Here is a 15,855-nt window from a genome sequence, read left to right as displayed (position 1 = left end):
CCGGTGCCGTTTTCAGCACGCAGGCGCCCCGGCGATTTAGCCTGGCACAGCCCCACCCCCCGGCTGCTCGCCCTCTTGCACTGCTGGCTGCGGCACAATCGAGGCAAAGAACCACGGCGAAATCAGCGTGACCAACAAAATGGTCATGAAGCCGCTGGATGACAGCGCCAGTATCACCAATACACCCAGGTCAATGACGGGTTTGTAGGCGGAGAACAGCAGCGCGACAAAGCCCATCGAGAAGATCACGACGTTGACCACCGTCGAGCGCCCGACGCCCTGCATGGCCGCCAGGATGGCCTCGTCGATCTCGATGCCCTTCTGCACCAGCATCTTGATCCGTGACAGCAGGTGAACGGCGTAATCCACGACGCCCACCACCAGGAACGTCACCAGTGTGGTACCGATGTTCAACTCGATATCCAACAGGTACATGCTGCCGTACACCGTCACCGACGTGGTCAGCAACGTCAGCATGCCGAGGATGCCCAGGCGTACTGACTTGAGCCAGAACATCATCATCAAGGTCACGGCCAGCAACGCCAGCGAGAAGCTCAGCACCTGACCCTGGGTGATTTCCTGCAACACCCCGGTCCATATGTACGGCGTACCGGCATGGGTGACTTGCAGGTTGGCCGGTTTGTTGATGACCAGCCAGGCGTCCAGTTTATCGAGCATCGCCTGGTAATCGCCCGCCACAGAGGAGGTCATGGTGAACAGCGTCACCGCCTTCGAGTAATCGGCATTGAGCACGTTCTGCAAGTCAGTGCCGCCACCGTTCTCGAACATCATGATGTGTTGTTCGATGAGCGAGTTGCCATCGACATCGAAGGTCTCCGGTTTGCCGTCATCATCGACCACCGTCACCTGCTCCACCGCCTGCGGTACCCGCAGGAAAGCAGGGTTCATGTCGTTGAGCACGAGGTTCATGCGCTTGATGTAGGTCGCCACCGAATAGGTGTAACTCACGTTCGGCTGGGCCTTGATGAACTGGTCCAGACGGTCGAGGAACTGCACGGTTTCAGTGGTCAGCGCGCCACGCGGAGTCTTGGTGTCGAAAGCGATCCAGCCCGGCGATGTACCCGCGACTCCGGCCCGGTTGATGAATTCGTCGGACATCCGCACCGGGCTGTCCTTCTTGAAGTAGGCAATGCCCGAGTCTTCGATATCCACCTTGAACGTGAACACCGTCATCATCGCCAACAACGGCAGGGTCACCAGCAATACCGGCTTGCGCCAGCGAATCAGCCAGGCACAGAACACCACCAGATAGTGGGAGATCAGCGACTCTTTCAGTTGCACTTTGCGCGGGACGGCATCTTTGCCCCAGATCGAAATCCACGCCGGAATCAGTAGCAACGAGATGATCAGCGCCGCCGTCAGGCCGATGGACATGAACACGCCAAAGTTGCGGATGCTGACAATGTTGTTGGTGGTGGAAATCAGGAACGTCGCAATCGTCGTGACCGTTGTCAACACTACCGGCGTGACCATCAGGCGCTGGGTTTCACGGTTGGCTTCGCGGAAAGACTTACCCGAATTGAGCTGTTCGTAGTACTCGGCCATGACGTGGATCGCGTCGGCACAACAGATGGTGAACAGGAACACCGGCAAGACACTGGTGAGCAAGTCCATCGGCACACGCAGCAGCGCCATCAGGCCAAGGGTCCAGATGGTGCAGAACAGGATATTGAACAGCGGCAGCACCACGCCAAGTGGCTTGCGAAAGAAGAAAACCAGCAGAGAGGTCACCAGCAGGAACACGATCGGGAACAGCATCGCCAGGTCGTGATCGATGATTTCCTGCTGGGCCGCAATGAAGATCGGCATGCCGGCGATGAACACCTCATCGGTGAACTCCGGGTGGGCGGCCTGGTACTTCGCGATGATCTCGCGGACCTGGTGATAGGCACGCAACTGGGCCTGAGCGTCGTCCTGTTTGGTGCCCAGTTCGGCGACGACCATGGCGACTTTCTTGTCCGCCGAGACGACGCCACCGACCATCTGCTCGTTGCCCATGATCTGCGCTTCGACCTTGATCGGGTCCATATCCAGGGCGTGCAGGGTCTTGTGGATCCACAACTCGCCATCGGCACTCAAGCTGATGTTTTCCAGGTCAGCCATCGAGGCCATTTCCTGGATCGGGTTGAGCCGCTCGGCAAGAAAGCTCAAAAACTGCAGGTCATGGCTGTCCCAGTTCCGGGCAATCCCATGGTCACGCAGCGCTTTGGCGGCAGCGTAATCGTTCTGCGAAAAACCCTCGGCGAGGATCTGCACCAGCAAACCCTGGGCATCAGGGTCGCCACTGTGGAGGCCGACGATGCGCTGCAGTTCGATACGGTCCTCATCGTTCGCCAGCATCAACCGGCGTATGGCCTGGGACAGCTCGAACTGGGCGTTCAACGACGTGGTGTTGAAGACACTCTCGGGGTTGTTCAGCGCCACCATGACCGAGTCATAGGTGCCGGTGAACTCGCGCTGCAGATCAATGATCGTCTTGCGCGCCGGGTGAGTGTCCTTGAGCAGATACGGATTGGTGTCCGACATCAGCGCGCCGAGGGTGTAGGTGAAGTAGGCGGTGATCGCCACCAGCACGAACACAATTGCCCGCGCATAGCGCTCGACGAAGTTCAGGTATCTTTCCATGAATGAGGGTTCCAGATGAATCGGGAGCGGCGCTTAGCGGGCAGACACGGCGTATTCCGGCAAGTCGCCGGCTTTCAGCCCGCGCTTGATCGCGGTCTGCGTGAACAGGCGGTCGTCCAGCGCGACGTTGTACTGCAACTGGTTGAAGCGCAGCTGAGAGCGCGTACCGGCGATGAAGTCCTCGGTTTCGCTGAGGGTAATGCTGTCGATCTGGTCGATGGTTTCAGTCTTCAGGGTGCGCATCTGCTTGAACATCACACCTTTTACATCGAAGAAGTCCTGGCGCAGCACCAGTGAGTTCTTCTTGTCAACCCAGACCTTGAGCTTGTTGTAGCCGGTCTTGGCCAGCACGGCAGGCGTCGCCGGCTCACGCTCGATCACGTAGCAATCGCGGCCCTGCAACTGCTCTTCGCCAACCAGCGTTTGGCGATAGTCTTCGGCGCGAATCTTGTCGAGGTCGGCATAGGAGTAGTCGCTCCCCATGAACGCCCCGCGTTTGTCGGTGGTGGAAATCCTTCGGGTCTGTCGGCTGACCGGCAAATACATCCATTGGCTGTCTTCGAGGCCCAGGGTCTCGCGCGGGTTTTCGATGTGGAAGGCGACGTCACGCACATCACTCGGCGCAGAGAAATACATGGTGAACTTGTCGCTGTCCGGGTAATCCTTTTGCAGGTAGCTGAACTCGCGGATGCGGCTGTTACCTTGCTTGTCGATCAGGATCAGCGACACCTGGGACATGAAGCTCTTGCCGTCATCGCGGTCCCGGGCCTGGCGAATGATGTCGTCGGCCGTGCGTGTTTCAGCTGCCATGGCGGCAGCGGCGCTCAGCAGCAGTGCGCTTACAGTCAGGGTCTTGAAGATGGGCAACATGGCGATTTCCTTTTCATTGTTTGAGTGGTTCGCACACCGCACCGGTGTGGTCAGAACAGATAACCGGCGGACAAGCGCACCTGGTCGCGGTTGTCGTACGCACCGAACTGGCGGTCGGGCTTGCCGAAGAACACATCGACTTCGAGCCCCAACTTGAGCCAGTCCACCGGTTTGTAGGTGAAGATCCCCTGAACGAAACTGTCGTCCTGCGCTGGCGGCGACATGCCGAAAACCAGACGGGTCTTGAGGCGATCCTGGAACTGCGAGCCTTCGGCAGACACGGTGAACAGGTCGTCGCGCTTGTCTTGCACCATGCCGGGCTGCCAGTCGAGCAGCCGCTGATGTTGCCACTGCGTCGAGATCAGCCAGTCCCGCAATAGGTAATCGACGCCCAGCAGCGACTTGGTCATCGCCGTCTGGTCGCTGCCGTAAGCGCGGTAAGGATTGGTGACGCGCCAATTGTCGAAGTAGGCGACTTCACTGCGCACCACGATGCTGTGGCCGGCATCGATGGCCACACCGGCGCCGCCCATGGAATAGCGCGGGAATTGCCGCTCGAAGCGAATCAGGCCCTCTTCGGTCTGGCCTTCGACGGCGTAAACCGGGTCCTGTTGGCGGGCGTTGAGGGCAACGAAGCTGACATCCACCGTGCCGATCCGGCCGTTGGCACTGGCGCCGTAACCGAAGCCACTGTGACCGTCATAACCGGGCCGCGAATCGACCACGAACATCTGCGGATCGGGTGTGGCAAAGATCGGTGCATCGAACTCGCTGCCGACGGCCGGCGCCTGGTTTTTCACAAAATCAGTGATCACCAGCGCTTCCAGCTCCCACTCGGCGACCGGCTGCACCAGGCGAATCATCGGCACGGCGATGCGGCTGTCTTCCAACAGACCGATCACACCCTCGCGATAATCCAGCGGGTTGATCTGATCGAGCACCCGTAATTCATCTGCACGCCCCCACACCACCTGCTGCCAGCCCACCGTCAGCTCGCCGTCACCGACGTAGAGCCCCCAGTAAAGGTGCCGCCAATCGGCAGTGGCACGGTAATCGTCCCGGGCTTGCGCGTTGTATGGGTTGTTGCCGTCATAACGGAAGTCGTAACGGGCTCGGCCCTTGGCCTTGTAGTAGCCGCTGTCCCAGGCATCCTCCAGGCTGAACTTGAGGTAAACGGCCTTCTGCGTGACCCGGTCGTCACCGTGCAGACGCACGGCCGTGGCAACGCCGATCTCCGCTTCATGATGCTCCGGCCACCACTCGGCGATCGCCACTGGCGGGCCGAGGCTGACCAGCGCGGCCAAAAGGCCGCGGTTCAATCCCAGTCGAGCCATGGCTACATTCCCAACCCGGCACCGCCGTCGATCATCAGGCTTTGCGCCGTGACACCACTCGCCTGCGGGCTCGCCAGATAACGAACCATGGCCGCCACTTCGTCGCCCTGAATGAAGCGCCGCAGGGGCAACTTCTTCTTGGCATTGCGCAGGATTTGCTCGTGGGTGATCCCGGCGATGCGCGCTTGAGCCGCCAATTCGCCTTGCAGCATCGGTGTGTCGATCCAGGCGGGCAGGATGGCATTGACGGTGATTCGCCTTGGCGCCAGGTCCAGCGCCAAGGCTTTGGTCATGCCGATGATGCCGTGCTTGGAGGCGCAGTAAGCGGTGTTGCGGACCTTGCCCGCTCGGCCGAGGATCGACGACATGTTGACGATCCGCCCTCCATCCGCCATCAGTGGCAAGCACAACGAGGTGACGTAAAAGGTGCCGTTGAGGTTGATCGAAATGACCTTGTGCCAGTTGTCGAGATCTTCGGGTTCGTTCTCGTCGCAGACCCCGGCGCTGTTGACCAGCACATCGACAAAGCCGACCCGGTCGGCCAGGCCCTTGAACAGAAGTTGCAGGCTGGCGAGATCGGCGATTTCCGCTTGATGGGTTTCGATGCGAGCGGCAAATTCCCCCTCGGTGACCCAGCTCTGCAAGGTTGCCAGATCCCGATCAAGCAAGATCAAAAGGTGCTCGGCCTGGGCTGCAAAACTTTCCGCGACGGCGCGGCCAATACCATTGGCCGCGCCGGTAATCACAATCGTGCGTAACTGGCTCATGGCATTTTCAATCCGCCGTTGACGGACAAGACTTCGCCCGTGACGTACAGGCCGCGCTCGGCCAGATACAGCACAGCGTCGGCAATTTCTTCAGGCCGGGCGAACCGTTTGATCAACAGCCGCGACTGGATTTCCTGCTCATGGGCGCCGACCAAGGCTTGGCTCATGTCGGTGCTGACGATGCCGGGCGCCACCGCGTTGACCCGGATGTTGCGCGGCGCCAACTCCACCGCCAGTGCGCGTGTCAATGCTTCTACACCGCCTTTGGCGGCGGCGTAGTTGCTCTGGCCCTTGCCGGGCTTTTGCGCGGCCACCGAACTGAGGTTGACGATGCACCCGCTGCGTTGGCGCATCATGCAGGGCAGCACCTGCTGACAGCACAACAACGTGCCGACCAGGTTGGTCTGGATGACCTCGGTGATGTCGCTCAACGATTGCGTGGCGAGCAAACCGTCACGGGTGATACCGGCGTTGTTGACCAACAAGTCGATACGCTCGAAACGTTGCTCGACCCGTTCAAAAAACGCCTGAATGCACTGCGCATCCTTGACATCACACTGCACGGCCAGGCACTCCCGGCCGAGCCCTTCGACCTGCGCCTGCAAGGCAGCGGCTGACGCCTCGTCACGGACATAACTGAAGGCAACCTGATAACCCGCGCCGGCCAGGGCCAGCACGATGGACTTGCCAATGCCACGGCTGCCGCCGGTCACGACAGCTATTTTCTGAGTCATGACCGCTCCTTACAGTGAATTTTGAGTTTTGAATTGCGCGAGGGTGAAGCCGTGGGTCGCGGCCAGTGCGCGGACCTGCTGAACTTGCTCACGGCTGATATCCCCGTAGGAGCCGTGCTGGCTCATGCCAGACAAGCCCATCAACACCGACTCGGCCATGCACGCATACAACTGACCTTTTTTCAGATAGGCCCGCACGTTGGGCGCCAGGCCGTCGTCGAACGGCGTCTGGACGATGCCGCCGTGCATGTAGAGCACGTCTTCGCGTTGGCTCGGCAGGTCTTGATGGACGTTCAGCGGCACGGCGATATCGCAAATCACGCTGCGCTCGGCAAAATGTTCGGCACCGAGGAACGGCTGAGGCGCATTGGCAGCGCACAGGACAATCCGTGCGCCCTTGATGGCGTCGAGATCGTTGGTGACCGTGATGAAGGCGTTCGCGCCAAGGCGTTCATCCACCAGACGGGCGATGTGCAAACCGAGGTCGGCTTTTTGGCCATGTGAGTGCAACAAGCCACGAAAACCATCAAGGGTCAGCAGTCGCTGGGCCAAGCGGTCGTGTTCGGCCGTGCCTTTGAGGATCGAACGGGCCGCGTCGGCGTAAATCTGTTGCGCAGTTTTCTCCAGGCGCCGAACCGAGCCGTCACGACCGCTGCCAATCAGAATCAGGTGATCGACGGTGGCGGACAGCACCGAGGCATAGGTCGACGCAACGTTACCGGCGGCACCGACAACGGCAGCGGTTTGCTCGCAAAGTGCCAGACCTTGCTGTACACAGCCTTGCTCGATGGCTTCGAGCCCCATGCCGATGGTCAGGGCGTTGCCGGACGTCAGCGCCATGTCGGCAATCTTCAGCGCCTGACAATTGTTGGTGACGATCGAGGTGTACATCCCGAGGCCGGCGATGCTGCAGCCATCGGCGCGGGCATCGGTGACACGCCTGCCGACTTCTTCGCGAATGCTGTCCAGGTCACCGCTGCGGATGTACTCGGCCATGGCATCCGAGTCCATGCACAGCGGGTATAACGTGAACTCCACCGCCATGCCGAGGCGCGACCGAATGATCACCGGGCCAACTGGCACAGCGCGGCGTTCAGGCTTGGTGCAATTGATGAACGTGCGTTTTTGTTCCGGGCTCAGGGCTGCCAGCGAGGGATCGACGTCACCGAGGATATCGGCATCGATCAGGTGGTTGATGAACGCTACCCGAGCGACGATTTCGACCTTGGCATCGATGTTTTCAACGGGCTCGGTCACCCGAAAATCGTCCTGACGGGCTGGCACAGCGGGCATCGAGTCCGCGCAGATACCCGCCGCCAACGGCAAGGCATCGCCACGGCGCAGCATGTCGCAGACCCGTTGCAGGGCAGCGATCAGCTTGTCGATTTCGCCCAGGGTGATACAGGCTGGCGGCTCCAGGCGAATCACGTTGGAGTTGCTGCCCGACGGTGCCACCCGCAACGCTTCGAACTGCAACAGGTAACCGGCGATCAAGTAACCCAAGGCATCATTGTACTGGGCCGACGCCTGTACCAGCGAGCTGCTGACACTCAAATCGTGCAGTTCCAGCCCCACCAGCAAGCCACGCCAGCGCACATCGGCGATCACATCCGGATAGGCCATCTTCAGTTCATTGAGCGAGGCTTTGAGGTAGGCGCCCTTGGTGCGTATGTCTTTGAGCATCGCGTCGTCATCGGCGAACAACCGGCGCAATGCCGACAGCGCGATATGGCAGGACGGATCGTCCTCGGCGAAGGTCGAGCTGTGGATGTAGCTGAACTCGCCTTCGTAGTGGCTGCTGCGGATCACCGTCGCGGCGATTTTCATCAAGCCGCCGCCGAGGGCCTTGGACAGGCAGTAGTAGTCGCCTTGCAGGTTGAACTGGCTGCTGGCAAGAAACGTCCCGGCGCGACCAAAACCCGACTGCACTTCATCGACCACCAGCGGGCATTGTTGCTCGTTACACAGCTTGCGCAGCCCCAGATAGAACTCGGCCGCGAACTCGTTGATACCGCCTTCGCCCTGAATCGGTTCCATCAACACGGCGGTAATCGCACTGAACGGCAGTTGCAGGACGTGCAGGTGTTCGCCGTCCCATTGCAGGCTCAACCAATGGTGCGTGTGCCGGGCCGGCAATTCCTGCAACTGATGGGGCTGCTGTGGGTCGATGAACTCGACGTTCAGCCCAAAACGGGCAAACGGCGCGCGGTACTGACGGCCATAGGTCAGTTGCACGGTATTGACCAATTTGCCGTGGAAGCTGCCGCGCAGGGCGACGAATACCGGTTCGATGTGCAACTGCGCCAGGTTGTGTTGGCGAACGGCTTCAACCACCTGACGCAAGGTCACGCTGTTCAGGGTGGCCGGCAGGACACCTGCAGGCAGGTCGAGGTCGGCCACATCCAGTTCGCGGTAAGCGTGTTCGCTGGCGGTCAGGCTGGCCAGGGCGAAATCGATGTCGTCGAACTGCTTTTGCAGGCTCTTCTGGCGACGGAACTCCGCGTGCTTGACGGCGATTTCCACCGCCTCCGCGCCACTGTTGGAGAAAGTCGAAATATAACGTTCGGTGTTCTTCAGAACGCGATTGAAGGCGTCGCTGAGCGCTCGCCCCAATTGCCCGGCCGCACCGCGGATCGACATTTGTGCGTTGAACGGCACGTCGCTGCGCAGCAGCGCACATAGCTGATCGACAAACTGAGGGTCGTTGTGGCCGAACAGTGCCGCACCGTAACCGCCGAGAAAGTCGGTGACCGTGACCATGTCGCCCTTGGGGTTGCGGTAGAACAACTGGCTACCGAGGGCGCGCTGAAATTCACATTCCAGGCCCAGTGCCTGCAGCAGGCCGACGAATTTGGGCCGAACGAAATCGCGATAATCCATGACAGTCATATCCCTTGAAAGTAAAAAAGAGGCGGCAGTCAGCGGCAGTCCTGAGTGACCTTTGCGCTGTAGAGCACTTGATAGGCGGCGCTGAATCCGTTGTCGTCGCGGTTCAGCACCAGGCAATGCGCAAGGCTCGCGGCGTGGGGCGCGCCCTGAATGAACGGCAGGTTCGCCACTGGTTGCTGCAAACCGGCAATCGGCGGCACGCTTTGGGCCAGCAATGCGCAACGCGCAAGAGTCAGATCCACCAGGCTCGGCGCCGCGCTGAGAATGCCGTTGATCGCCAACCCGCTGGTGATGTGCGAGGCGCGCGCAAGGGCCAGCGTCTGGCACAACACGCGGTCTTTGTGCGCATCGCCGGTGCCGCTGCACACCAACACATCGGTTGGGCTGTCGGGCAGGCTCAAGCGACCGAGGGAGGCATGGGCCGTCATGTCGGCGAGGCACGCCTGAGGACCGGCCGGCAGGTCTTCGCGCCGGCGCAGCACCAGCGCTGCCGCGCCCTCCCCGGCAATGCCGCCAGTGCCCCGAAGGTCAAACGGCAGCAGCGTGTTCGAGCCGTTGGCGCTGATGACACCCGCCTGGACCAACCCGGACAGCGCCAGGGCATCCAGCTCGCTGCCCGCGCCGACAACGATTGCCGCGTCAATTCGGCCATCCTGCAAAGCGGCCGTAGCCTCACGCAAGGCTGCCAGGTTGCCGGCGACACCTTGCATATAGGCGTTGCACTCGCCCACCAGTTTCAGCGCCAGGCTGGTGACACCCAGCAAGCAGTTGCTCAAGCCTTTGAGCACCAGAAAAGGGTCCTGGGCACGGTCTTGCAGGATCCGTTTGGCGAACGCCGCCATGTCGGCGACGCCGTCCTGCCGACAGCCGTGCAACAACTCGGCATAGGATTCCAGAGACGGATGGGTGTAGCCGCCCTGACAGCAATACAAACCGAAACGGACATCCGGCTGCTCATCGGCCAGGCCGGCTTCTTCCAACGCCTGACGTACCGCGCTGACACCCCAGATCACTGCCGGCGTGCAGTAACGCTGAAGGTTTTGCGCAAGGTCTTGTCGGCTGCGTTGGTGGTCCTGATCCTGAATTTGCCCGAACGCCACCACGCGTTCGCTGCTGAACCGTCGGGCGTTCAGCGCCGTAATTGCACTGCGCCCTTCGGTTGCGGCCGCCCAGAAAGACTCGACACCCCAGCCGCTGGGCAACACGCAACCCGCACCGGCAATCGCGACCGCCTGTTTCATCGCGGCGCCTCCCGGTACTTGCCCAGCGCCAGCGAAGTGTTGAGGCCGCCGAAACCGAAGGAGTTGCTCAGGGCAACGTCGACCTTGCGCTTGACCGCTTGGTGGGCGCAGTAGTCGAGGTCGCATTGTTCGTCGGCATCCTGCAGGTTCAGGGTCGGCGTGACTCGATCATCCCGGCAGGCCAGGGCCGTGAGCATGAACTCCGGTGCTCCGGCGGCCGCAATCAGGTGGCCGAACTGGGATTTGTTGGCCGTCACCAGCAACCGCCGATAATGTTCGCGCTCGGCGAACAGGGTCTTGATCGCCAGGGTTTCGGCGGCATCGTTGAGGGGTGTCGAGGTACCGTGGGCATTGATCAGATCGACCTGTTGCGGCGCCAGCCCGGCATCCGTCAGGGCCGCCTGCATCGCCAGCACCGCGCCCCGGCCCTGCGGGTCGGGTGCGGTGATTTTGTAGGCATCCAGGCTGCTGCCGAAACCCAGCACTTCGGCGTACGGCGTTGCCCCTCGGGCAAGCGCCCGTTCGAGGGTTTCGAGCACTACGAAACCACCACCTTCACCCGCAATCAAGCCACTGCGATGGCGGTCGAACGGCCGACACAGTTCGGTGCCCCAACGCTGTTCGCTGCTGGCGGCGCCGAGCAGATACAGCGCGGTCATGGTGTCCAGGCTCAGCACCGAATCGGCGCCCCCGGCAATGGCCAGCTCGATCTCGCCGCGACGGATCATCTGGAATGCATTGCCGATGGCCTGGGACGCTCCCGCGCAGGCGCTGCTGACATTGATCACCGGGCCTTCACTGCCGATGCCATCGGCAATCACCCGCGCAAGGCGGTCGTTGCTCTGACACAGTGAACTGTCAGGATCGACCTGCGCCTGTCGCGCCATCAATTGAGCCCAGGACGGCGCCTGCGCCGGGTTATCCGCCAGGCTGAGCAGCATGTCCTGCAAACGATGAGCAGGTGCGCCGGACGCTGACAATACCGCCGCGCCACGCAACTGTTCGGGGCTCAGACCACTATCGGCAATGGCTTGGGTGGCCGCGATCCAGCCAAAGCGGGTGCGTTTTTCCAGCGACAATCCCCAGGCCGGATGGTCTTTCAAGTGTGCCGGTATCAAGCCCATATCCACGGGCGCTGCGTAACGCACGGGGAACGCACCCGCCTCGACGCCTTCCGGTTGCCATGGCCGAATGCAATGCTCGCCGGCCAACATTCTTTGCCACATGGACTGCCACTCGAAACCGAAGCCGGTGACGGCGCCCATGCCCGTGATCACAATCCGTGTGGGGCTCATGGGTAACTCTCCATTGTCTCTGTGTCCGACGACGTTCTGGCCAGCAGTACCGCGCCCCAATGCCCGCCTCGGCTATGTTCGAGCAACAGCGTGTAACGGCTGCAATCCAGTGCCCAGGTCACAGCGATTTCGCTGAGCAAGGCGCTGGCGCCCAAGTCACCTAGCAACGCCTTGGAGTGTTCGAGGGTGTGCCCCGATAGGGTAAACAACGCGGCAATCTGCGGATCCTGTGCATCGGCGACGACTTGCCCGATATCGTTGAGGCACAGTTTTTCGTTGCTCAAAGCACGCTCAATGACGTCGCGACCAACCGCCAGTCCACGCTCGGGTTGCGCGCTGTAACCACGGGCAAACCCGGCAATACGCAACGCAGATCGAGCACCGCTGCCCGGGTTGGTCGTCAGCAACAGTGCCGCAGCACCTTCGCCGAAAACCCACGGGCCGGGGTTCACAGGTGGGTGATTCGTGTCACGCAGGTACAACGCCGGGGTGATGTTCGGACTGCTACTGACGACGACGGCAGCATCGGCACGGCCTTCGCTCAGATGGGCAGCGGCCTCCATCAAAGCATCCAGCCCCGCATTGCCCTGGGAGCAAAAACCGCCCATGGGCCCCTTGCAACGCAAGGCCTCAGCCGCGTGGGCCATGACGCTGCTGTTGAGCATCATCAGCGCATGCAGCGGCGGTGTATGGGCAAAGAATTGCGCCAACAGATCTGCCGGTTGTGCGCCAATGGCCTGCACTGCATCCCAGCACGAGCTGGGGCCATCCACTTCCGGAATGGCAGCGGTCAATGCGATCCGCTCGTCGGGCAGCTCCAGCCCACGCAAGGTCTCGGCGAGACGGCCGGCGCAATACAGCAGGCGCGCGCCCTGAGGCTCGAGGCTGCGGGACAGTCTGCGGTCGTACACACCCGCCGGCAAGGCGGGCGCTGCGACACAATGGGCCAGACGTGCCGGGTCGAAATCCAGCGGTTGCGCGGCCTGAGGTTGACTGTCACGAGGCGCACATTCAGTACCGGCAGCGTTGAGTACCGACGCCGCAGTGATATAAACAGCGGTTGAATTGGATCTGGTCATGTCATGCCCTGCCCAGCACCAACGAACTGTTCACGCCACCAAACCCGAAGGAGTTGGAGAGCACGACATTGATCGGTTGCTGCAACGGTTCGCAAAGGAATTTCAACGCCGGAAATTCGGATTTTTCCGGCTGAAAATTGAGGGTCGGCAAGGCCACGCCCAACTGAATGCTCATCAACGACAGCACCGCCTCAATGGCACCACTGCCGGCCAACGAATGCCCTACGGCAGATTTGTTGGCGGTGAACGTCATCTGCTCCAGGGTTTCGCCGAAGACCTGCACCAGGCCCAGGGCCTCGCAACGGTCATTGGCCTGTGTCGACGTACCGTGAACATTCACATGGTCCACAGCCGCACTGGTCAGTTCGGCATCGGCCAGGGCCGCCGTCATGCAGGCGGCATACTTGCTGCCATCGCGGCTGCTGGAGGTGATTTTCTCTGCCTCGCACAGATTCGCGTAACCCAGCACCCGGCCCAGCGAACAGGCCTGACGACGCTCGGCATGCTCGCGGGATTCCAGCACCAACAGCGCCGCCCCTTCACTCAGCACAAAGCCGCAGCGGTCCGGCATGAATGGCCGGCTCTGTTCTTGCGGGGAAAAGTCCACGCGCTGGCAGAGTGCGCCCAGCCCATCAAAGCTGTAGTAGGACAATTCATGGGCCATCAACTCCACAGCGCCACACAACGCCAGGTCGATCTCGCCACGGGCGATCGCTCGATAGGCACTGCCGATGGCCATGGTGCCGGCGGCACAGGCATCGGAATGCGTGGAGATATGGTCACGGACACCCAGCCATTCGGCGAGATGGCGGGTTTGCTGATCAACCCGTCGGGCAAACGCCCCACCGCTGAGGGTGTGGTTATCCAGGAACTGGTCGAGATCGACCCGCCCCTGATCGTCCATGTAACGGCTGGCGTCCCGCAAATCACCGCTCACGCAATATTTGTTGGCCCCGACGAAAATACCGCTGGCGACTCGGGCAAAAGCGCCGTCGGCCAACCCGGCATGGGCCAGCGCCTGACGGGCCACGTAATGCGCCAGCCATTCCTGGCGGGAGGTGGTCTGCAGGTCGCCCGGAAAGGCCGCCGCGATGACCTGCCATTGTTGCTCATCGATAAATCCGGCCGCCGGGTTCGCAAACCCCAGTTCGACAAACGCCGGGTGCTGGCCAATGCAGGAACGGTTTTCGCTGATCGTCGTGAACAGCGAGGCCGCATCCAGTGCCGTGGGAGCCACCAGTCCATAGCCGGTGACCAGAACCTCTCGGGCCTGCATCAAGGCACCCCCTACGCCGAAGCCTTCAACTGGGCGGCCGCGTACTGCTCAACCAACAGACGCGAGATCGAGTCACCGTCCAGAGGGGTCAGGCGAGCACTGCAACCGCCACACACCACTTGCTGGCGTTCATTGAGTTGGGCATGAACCGCGCCACACTCAGGGCAGGTCTCGGGGAGGTAGTTGAAAACGTTATGGCATTGCTGCGCCCAGTTACGCACGGTGGTGGCCGAGAAGACATCGCCCGGCTGCATGCCCACGTGCAACTGGCCCGGCGCATAAGCACTGAGGCTCTGCTCCAGCAAGGCCACGCCGTCCTGCGTGATTCGGCCATTTTCGACAAACCGGGTGGCGTCGCCGAACACCGCTACCGCGTGATCCAGCACGCTGGTTTTCGGCAAGGTGCAACCGTACTGACGGCCCAGCTGGAAGCTCAGGTCGACGATGTCCAGCGAGTCGGCGCTGAGGTCGTCAACAATACTGCTGTGCTCTGTCACGTCGCCCCTATCCAGCACCAGCAACTGCGCAAGAATATCCTGTGTACTGCTGATAACGCTGTCCAATTCCAACGGATTATTCATTGAGTGTTTCCCTACAAAAGCCGCATTGAATGAATAAAGTCATCGGGCCAAAAAAAGCTGTTTTGAGGCCAGATCTATCGGGGGCCGGGAGTCTAAAGTCTCCCCCTAAGGGGAGAGTCAACGTGCCATCAGTGCTTTTTGCGAGAAATCCCGACGCGCCCTGAAACCTTTGGTTTATGCAGCTCAATGGGGCTTGGAGAGGGGTCGTAAAATGACAAAATCGATTGCTTGAAACAGCACGAAAGTTCCAGAAGTGGGTTATCACCGTACCCGCAAGCGGCGCCCTGAGTGCTTCAAACCATGAAGGACAAGGCGCCGGTCAGCAGTGCCAGCGCAGTGATCACCAGAGAGGTGAGCACGGCCCATTTCACGGTGGCTTTCTGGAAGTCACCGATATCGCGGTCGACCATGCCCACCAGCAGCAGGGTCGAGGCCACCAGCGGGCTCATGAGGTGAACCGGCTGGCCAAGCACCGAAGCGCGGGCGATTTCCACCGGGTCGATGCCGTACGCGGCCGCGGCATTGGCCAGGATCGGCACAACGCCGAAGTAGTACGCGTCGTTGGACAGCACGAAGGTCAGCGGCATGCTGGTCACCGCCACCACCAGCGGGAACCAGTGGCTCCACGCTTCCGGAATCCAGTCCACCAGCGTCTGGGCCAATGCATCGACCATCTTGGTACCCGAGAAAATACCGGCAAAGATGCCCGCGGCGAACACCAGCAGCACCACGGTCATGGCGTTGCCCGAATGGGCGAGGATGCGCTCTTTCTGCAGGTCCAGCTGCGGGTAGTTGATCATCAGTGCGGCGACGAAACCGATCATGAACAGGATGGCCGCGTGCATCAGCCCCAGCACCAGCGCGGTCATCACGGCGATCACCAGCACCAGGTTCACATAGGCAAGGCGCGGGCGCTTGTGCGGGCTGTCGCCGAGGATTTCCTTGATGTAGCAGTTGCCGCCACCGGACTCCAGGGCAATATTGCCGATACGCCGGCGCTCGGCACGGCCCAGCAGGTAGGCGGTGAACACGACCCATGCCGCCCCACCGATGACGGTGGGCAACATCGGAATGAAGTATTCGGTCGCATCCAGGCCGAGCGCGGCAATGGCACGGGTGGCGGGACCACCCCACGGGCTCATG

General features: G+C 61.3%; 12 protein-coding genes. All 12 read right to left on the bottom strand.

Annotated features, from left to right (window positions below; genetic code table 11):
* Window positions 1–36 precede the first annotated feature (36 nt).
* A complete protein-coding gene (locus tag N5D53_RS23520) occupies window positions 37–2,646 on the bottom strand; it encodes an MMPL family transporter (RefSeq protein WP_274141148.1) in 2,610 nt (869 codons plus the stop codon).
* A 33-nt stretch (window positions 2,647–2,679) separates the two neighbouring features.
* Window positions 2,680–3,516 (bottom strand): outer membrane lipoprotein-sorting protein, encoded by an 837-nt coding sequence (locus N5D53_RS23515; protein WP_190869409.1) that lies wholly within the window; start codon window positions 3,514–3,516, stop codon window positions 2,680–2,682.
* A gap of 50 nt (window positions 3,517–3,566) precedes the next feature.
* Window positions 3,567–4,850 carry a DUF1302 family protein gene (locus N5D53_RS23510; protein WP_279840917.1) on the bottom strand — a complete coding sequence of 428 codons (1,284 nt, stop codon included), beginning with the start codon at window positions 4,848–4,850 and terminating at the stop codon, window positions 3,567–3,569.
* A 2-nt stretch (window positions 4,851–4,852) separates the two neighbouring features.
* Window positions 4,853–5,617 (bottom strand): SDR family NAD(P)-dependent oxidoreductase, encoded by a 765-nt coding sequence (locus tag N5D53_RS23505; protein WP_279840915.1) that lies wholly within the window; start codon window positions 5,615–5,617, stop codon window positions 4,853–4,855.
* The gene (locus N5D53_RS23500) at window positions 5,614–6,351 is read right to left on the bottom strand and encodes a 3-oxoacyl-ACP reductase FabG (protein ID WP_279840914.1); all 738 of its coding nucleotides are present in this window, start codon (window positions 6,349–6,351) and stop codon (window positions 5,614–5,616) included. Before N5D53_RS23500 ends, N5D53_RS23505 begins: the two co-directional genes overlap by 4 nt.
* Before the next feature lie 9 nt (window positions 6,352–6,360).
* Window positions 6,361–9,231, bottom strand: coding sequence for an aminotransferase class III-fold pyridoxal phosphate-dependent enzyme (locus N5D53_RS23495; RefSeq protein WP_279840913.1), 2,871 nt, complete (start codon window positions 9,229–9,231; stop codon window positions 6,361–6,363).
* 38 nt (window positions 9,232–9,269) lie between these two features.
* Window positions 9,270–10,481: a beta-ketoacyl synthase N-terminal-like domain-containing protein gene (locus N5D53_RS23490; protein ID WP_064493109.1), complete on the bottom strand. Its 1,212-nt coding sequence runs from the start codon at window positions 10,479–10,481 to the stop codon at window positions 9,270–9,272.
* Window positions 10,478–11,776: a beta-ketoacyl-[acyl-carrier-protein] synthase family protein gene (locus N5D53_RS23485; RefSeq protein WP_279840912.1), complete on the bottom strand. Its 1,299-nt coding sequence runs from the start codon at window positions 11,774–11,776 to the stop codon at window positions 10,478–10,480. The genes N5D53_RS23490 and N5D53_RS23485 overlap by 4 nt, the downstream gene beginning before the upstream one ends.
* Window positions 11,773–12,687, bottom strand: coding sequence for a beta-ketoacyl synthase (locus N5D53_RS23480; protein WP_279840934.1), 915 nt, complete (start codon window positions 12,685–12,687; stop codon window positions 11,773–11,775). Before N5D53_RS23480 ends, N5D53_RS23485 begins: the two co-directional genes overlap by 4 nt.
* A 169-nt stretch (window positions 12,688–12,856) precedes the next feature.
* Complete coding sequence (locus N5D53_RS23475) at window positions 12,857–14,131, bottom strand: beta-ketoacyl-[acyl-carrier-protein] synthase family protein (RefSeq protein WP_104961901.1); 1,275 nt, start codon at window positions 14,129–14,131, stop codon at window positions 12,857–12,859.
* An 11-nt stretch (window positions 14,132–14,142) separates the two neighbouring features.
* Complete coding sequence (locus N5D53_RS23470; RefSeq protein WP_010953688.1) at window positions 14,143–14,712, bottom strand: acyl carrier protein; 570 nt, start codon at window positions 14,710–14,712, stop codon at window positions 14,143–14,145.
* Window positions 14,713–15,005: 293 nt separating this feature from the next.
* Window positions 15,006–15,855: citrate:proton symporter (locus N5D53_RS23465; protein WP_279840911.1), on the bottom strand; the 850-nt coding region annotated here is incomplete at its 5' end.

Origin of the sequence: Pseudomonas sp. GD03862 (assembly GCF_029840855.1) — a bacterium.
GTDB classification, from domain to species: domain Bacteria; phylum Pseudomonadota; class Gammaproteobacteria; order Pseudomonadales; family Pseudomonadaceae; genus Aquipseudomonas; species Aquipseudomonas alloputida.
Note: the sequence above shows the minus strand (reverse complement) of the source record. Positions and strands in the feature narration are given on the sequence as shown.

Bases quoted from the DNA above. Each gene is read 5' to 3' on its own strand.
- N5D53_RS23500 (WP_279840914.1), bottom strand. From the start codon at position 6,351: ATGACTCAGAAAATAGCTGTCGTGACCGGCGGCAGCCGTGGCATTGGC.
- N5D53_RS23495 (WP_279840913.1), bottom strand. From the start codon at position 9,231: ATGGATTATCGCGATTTCGTTCGGCCCAAATTCGTCGGCCTGCTGCAG.
- N5D53_RS23505 (WP_279840915.1), bottom strand. From the start codon at position 5,617: ATGAGCCAGTTACGCACGATTGTGATTACCGGCGCGGCCAATGGTATT.
- N5D53_RS23485 (WP_279840912.1), bottom strand. From the start codon at position 11,776: ATGAGCCCCACACGGATTGTGATCACGGGCATGGGCGCCGTCACCGGC.
- N5D53_RS23510 (WP_279840917.1), bottom strand. From the start codon at position 4,850: ATGGCTCGACTGGGATTGAACCGCGGCCTTTTGGCCGCGCTGGTCAGC.
- N5D53_RS23470 (WP_010953688.1), bottom strand. From the start codon at position 14,712: ATGAATAATCCGTTGGAATTGGACAGCGTTATCAGCAGTACACAGGAT.
- N5D53_RS23515 (WP_190869409.1), bottom strand. From the start codon at position 3,516: ATGTTGCCCATCTTCAAGACCCTGACTGTAAGCGCACTGCTGCTGAGC.
- N5D53_RS23490 (WP_064493109.1), bottom strand. From the start codon at position 10,481: ATGAAACAGGCGGTCGCGATTGCCGGTGCGGGTTGCGTGTTGCCCAGC.
- N5D53_RS23475 (WP_104961901.1), bottom strand. From the start codon at position 14,131: ATGCAGGCCCGAGAGGTTCTGGTCACCGGCTATGGACTGGTGGCTCCC.
- N5D53_RS23520 (WP_274141148.1), bottom strand. From the start codon at position 2,646: ATGGAAAGATACCTGAACTTCGTCGAGCGCTATGCGCGGGCAATTGTG.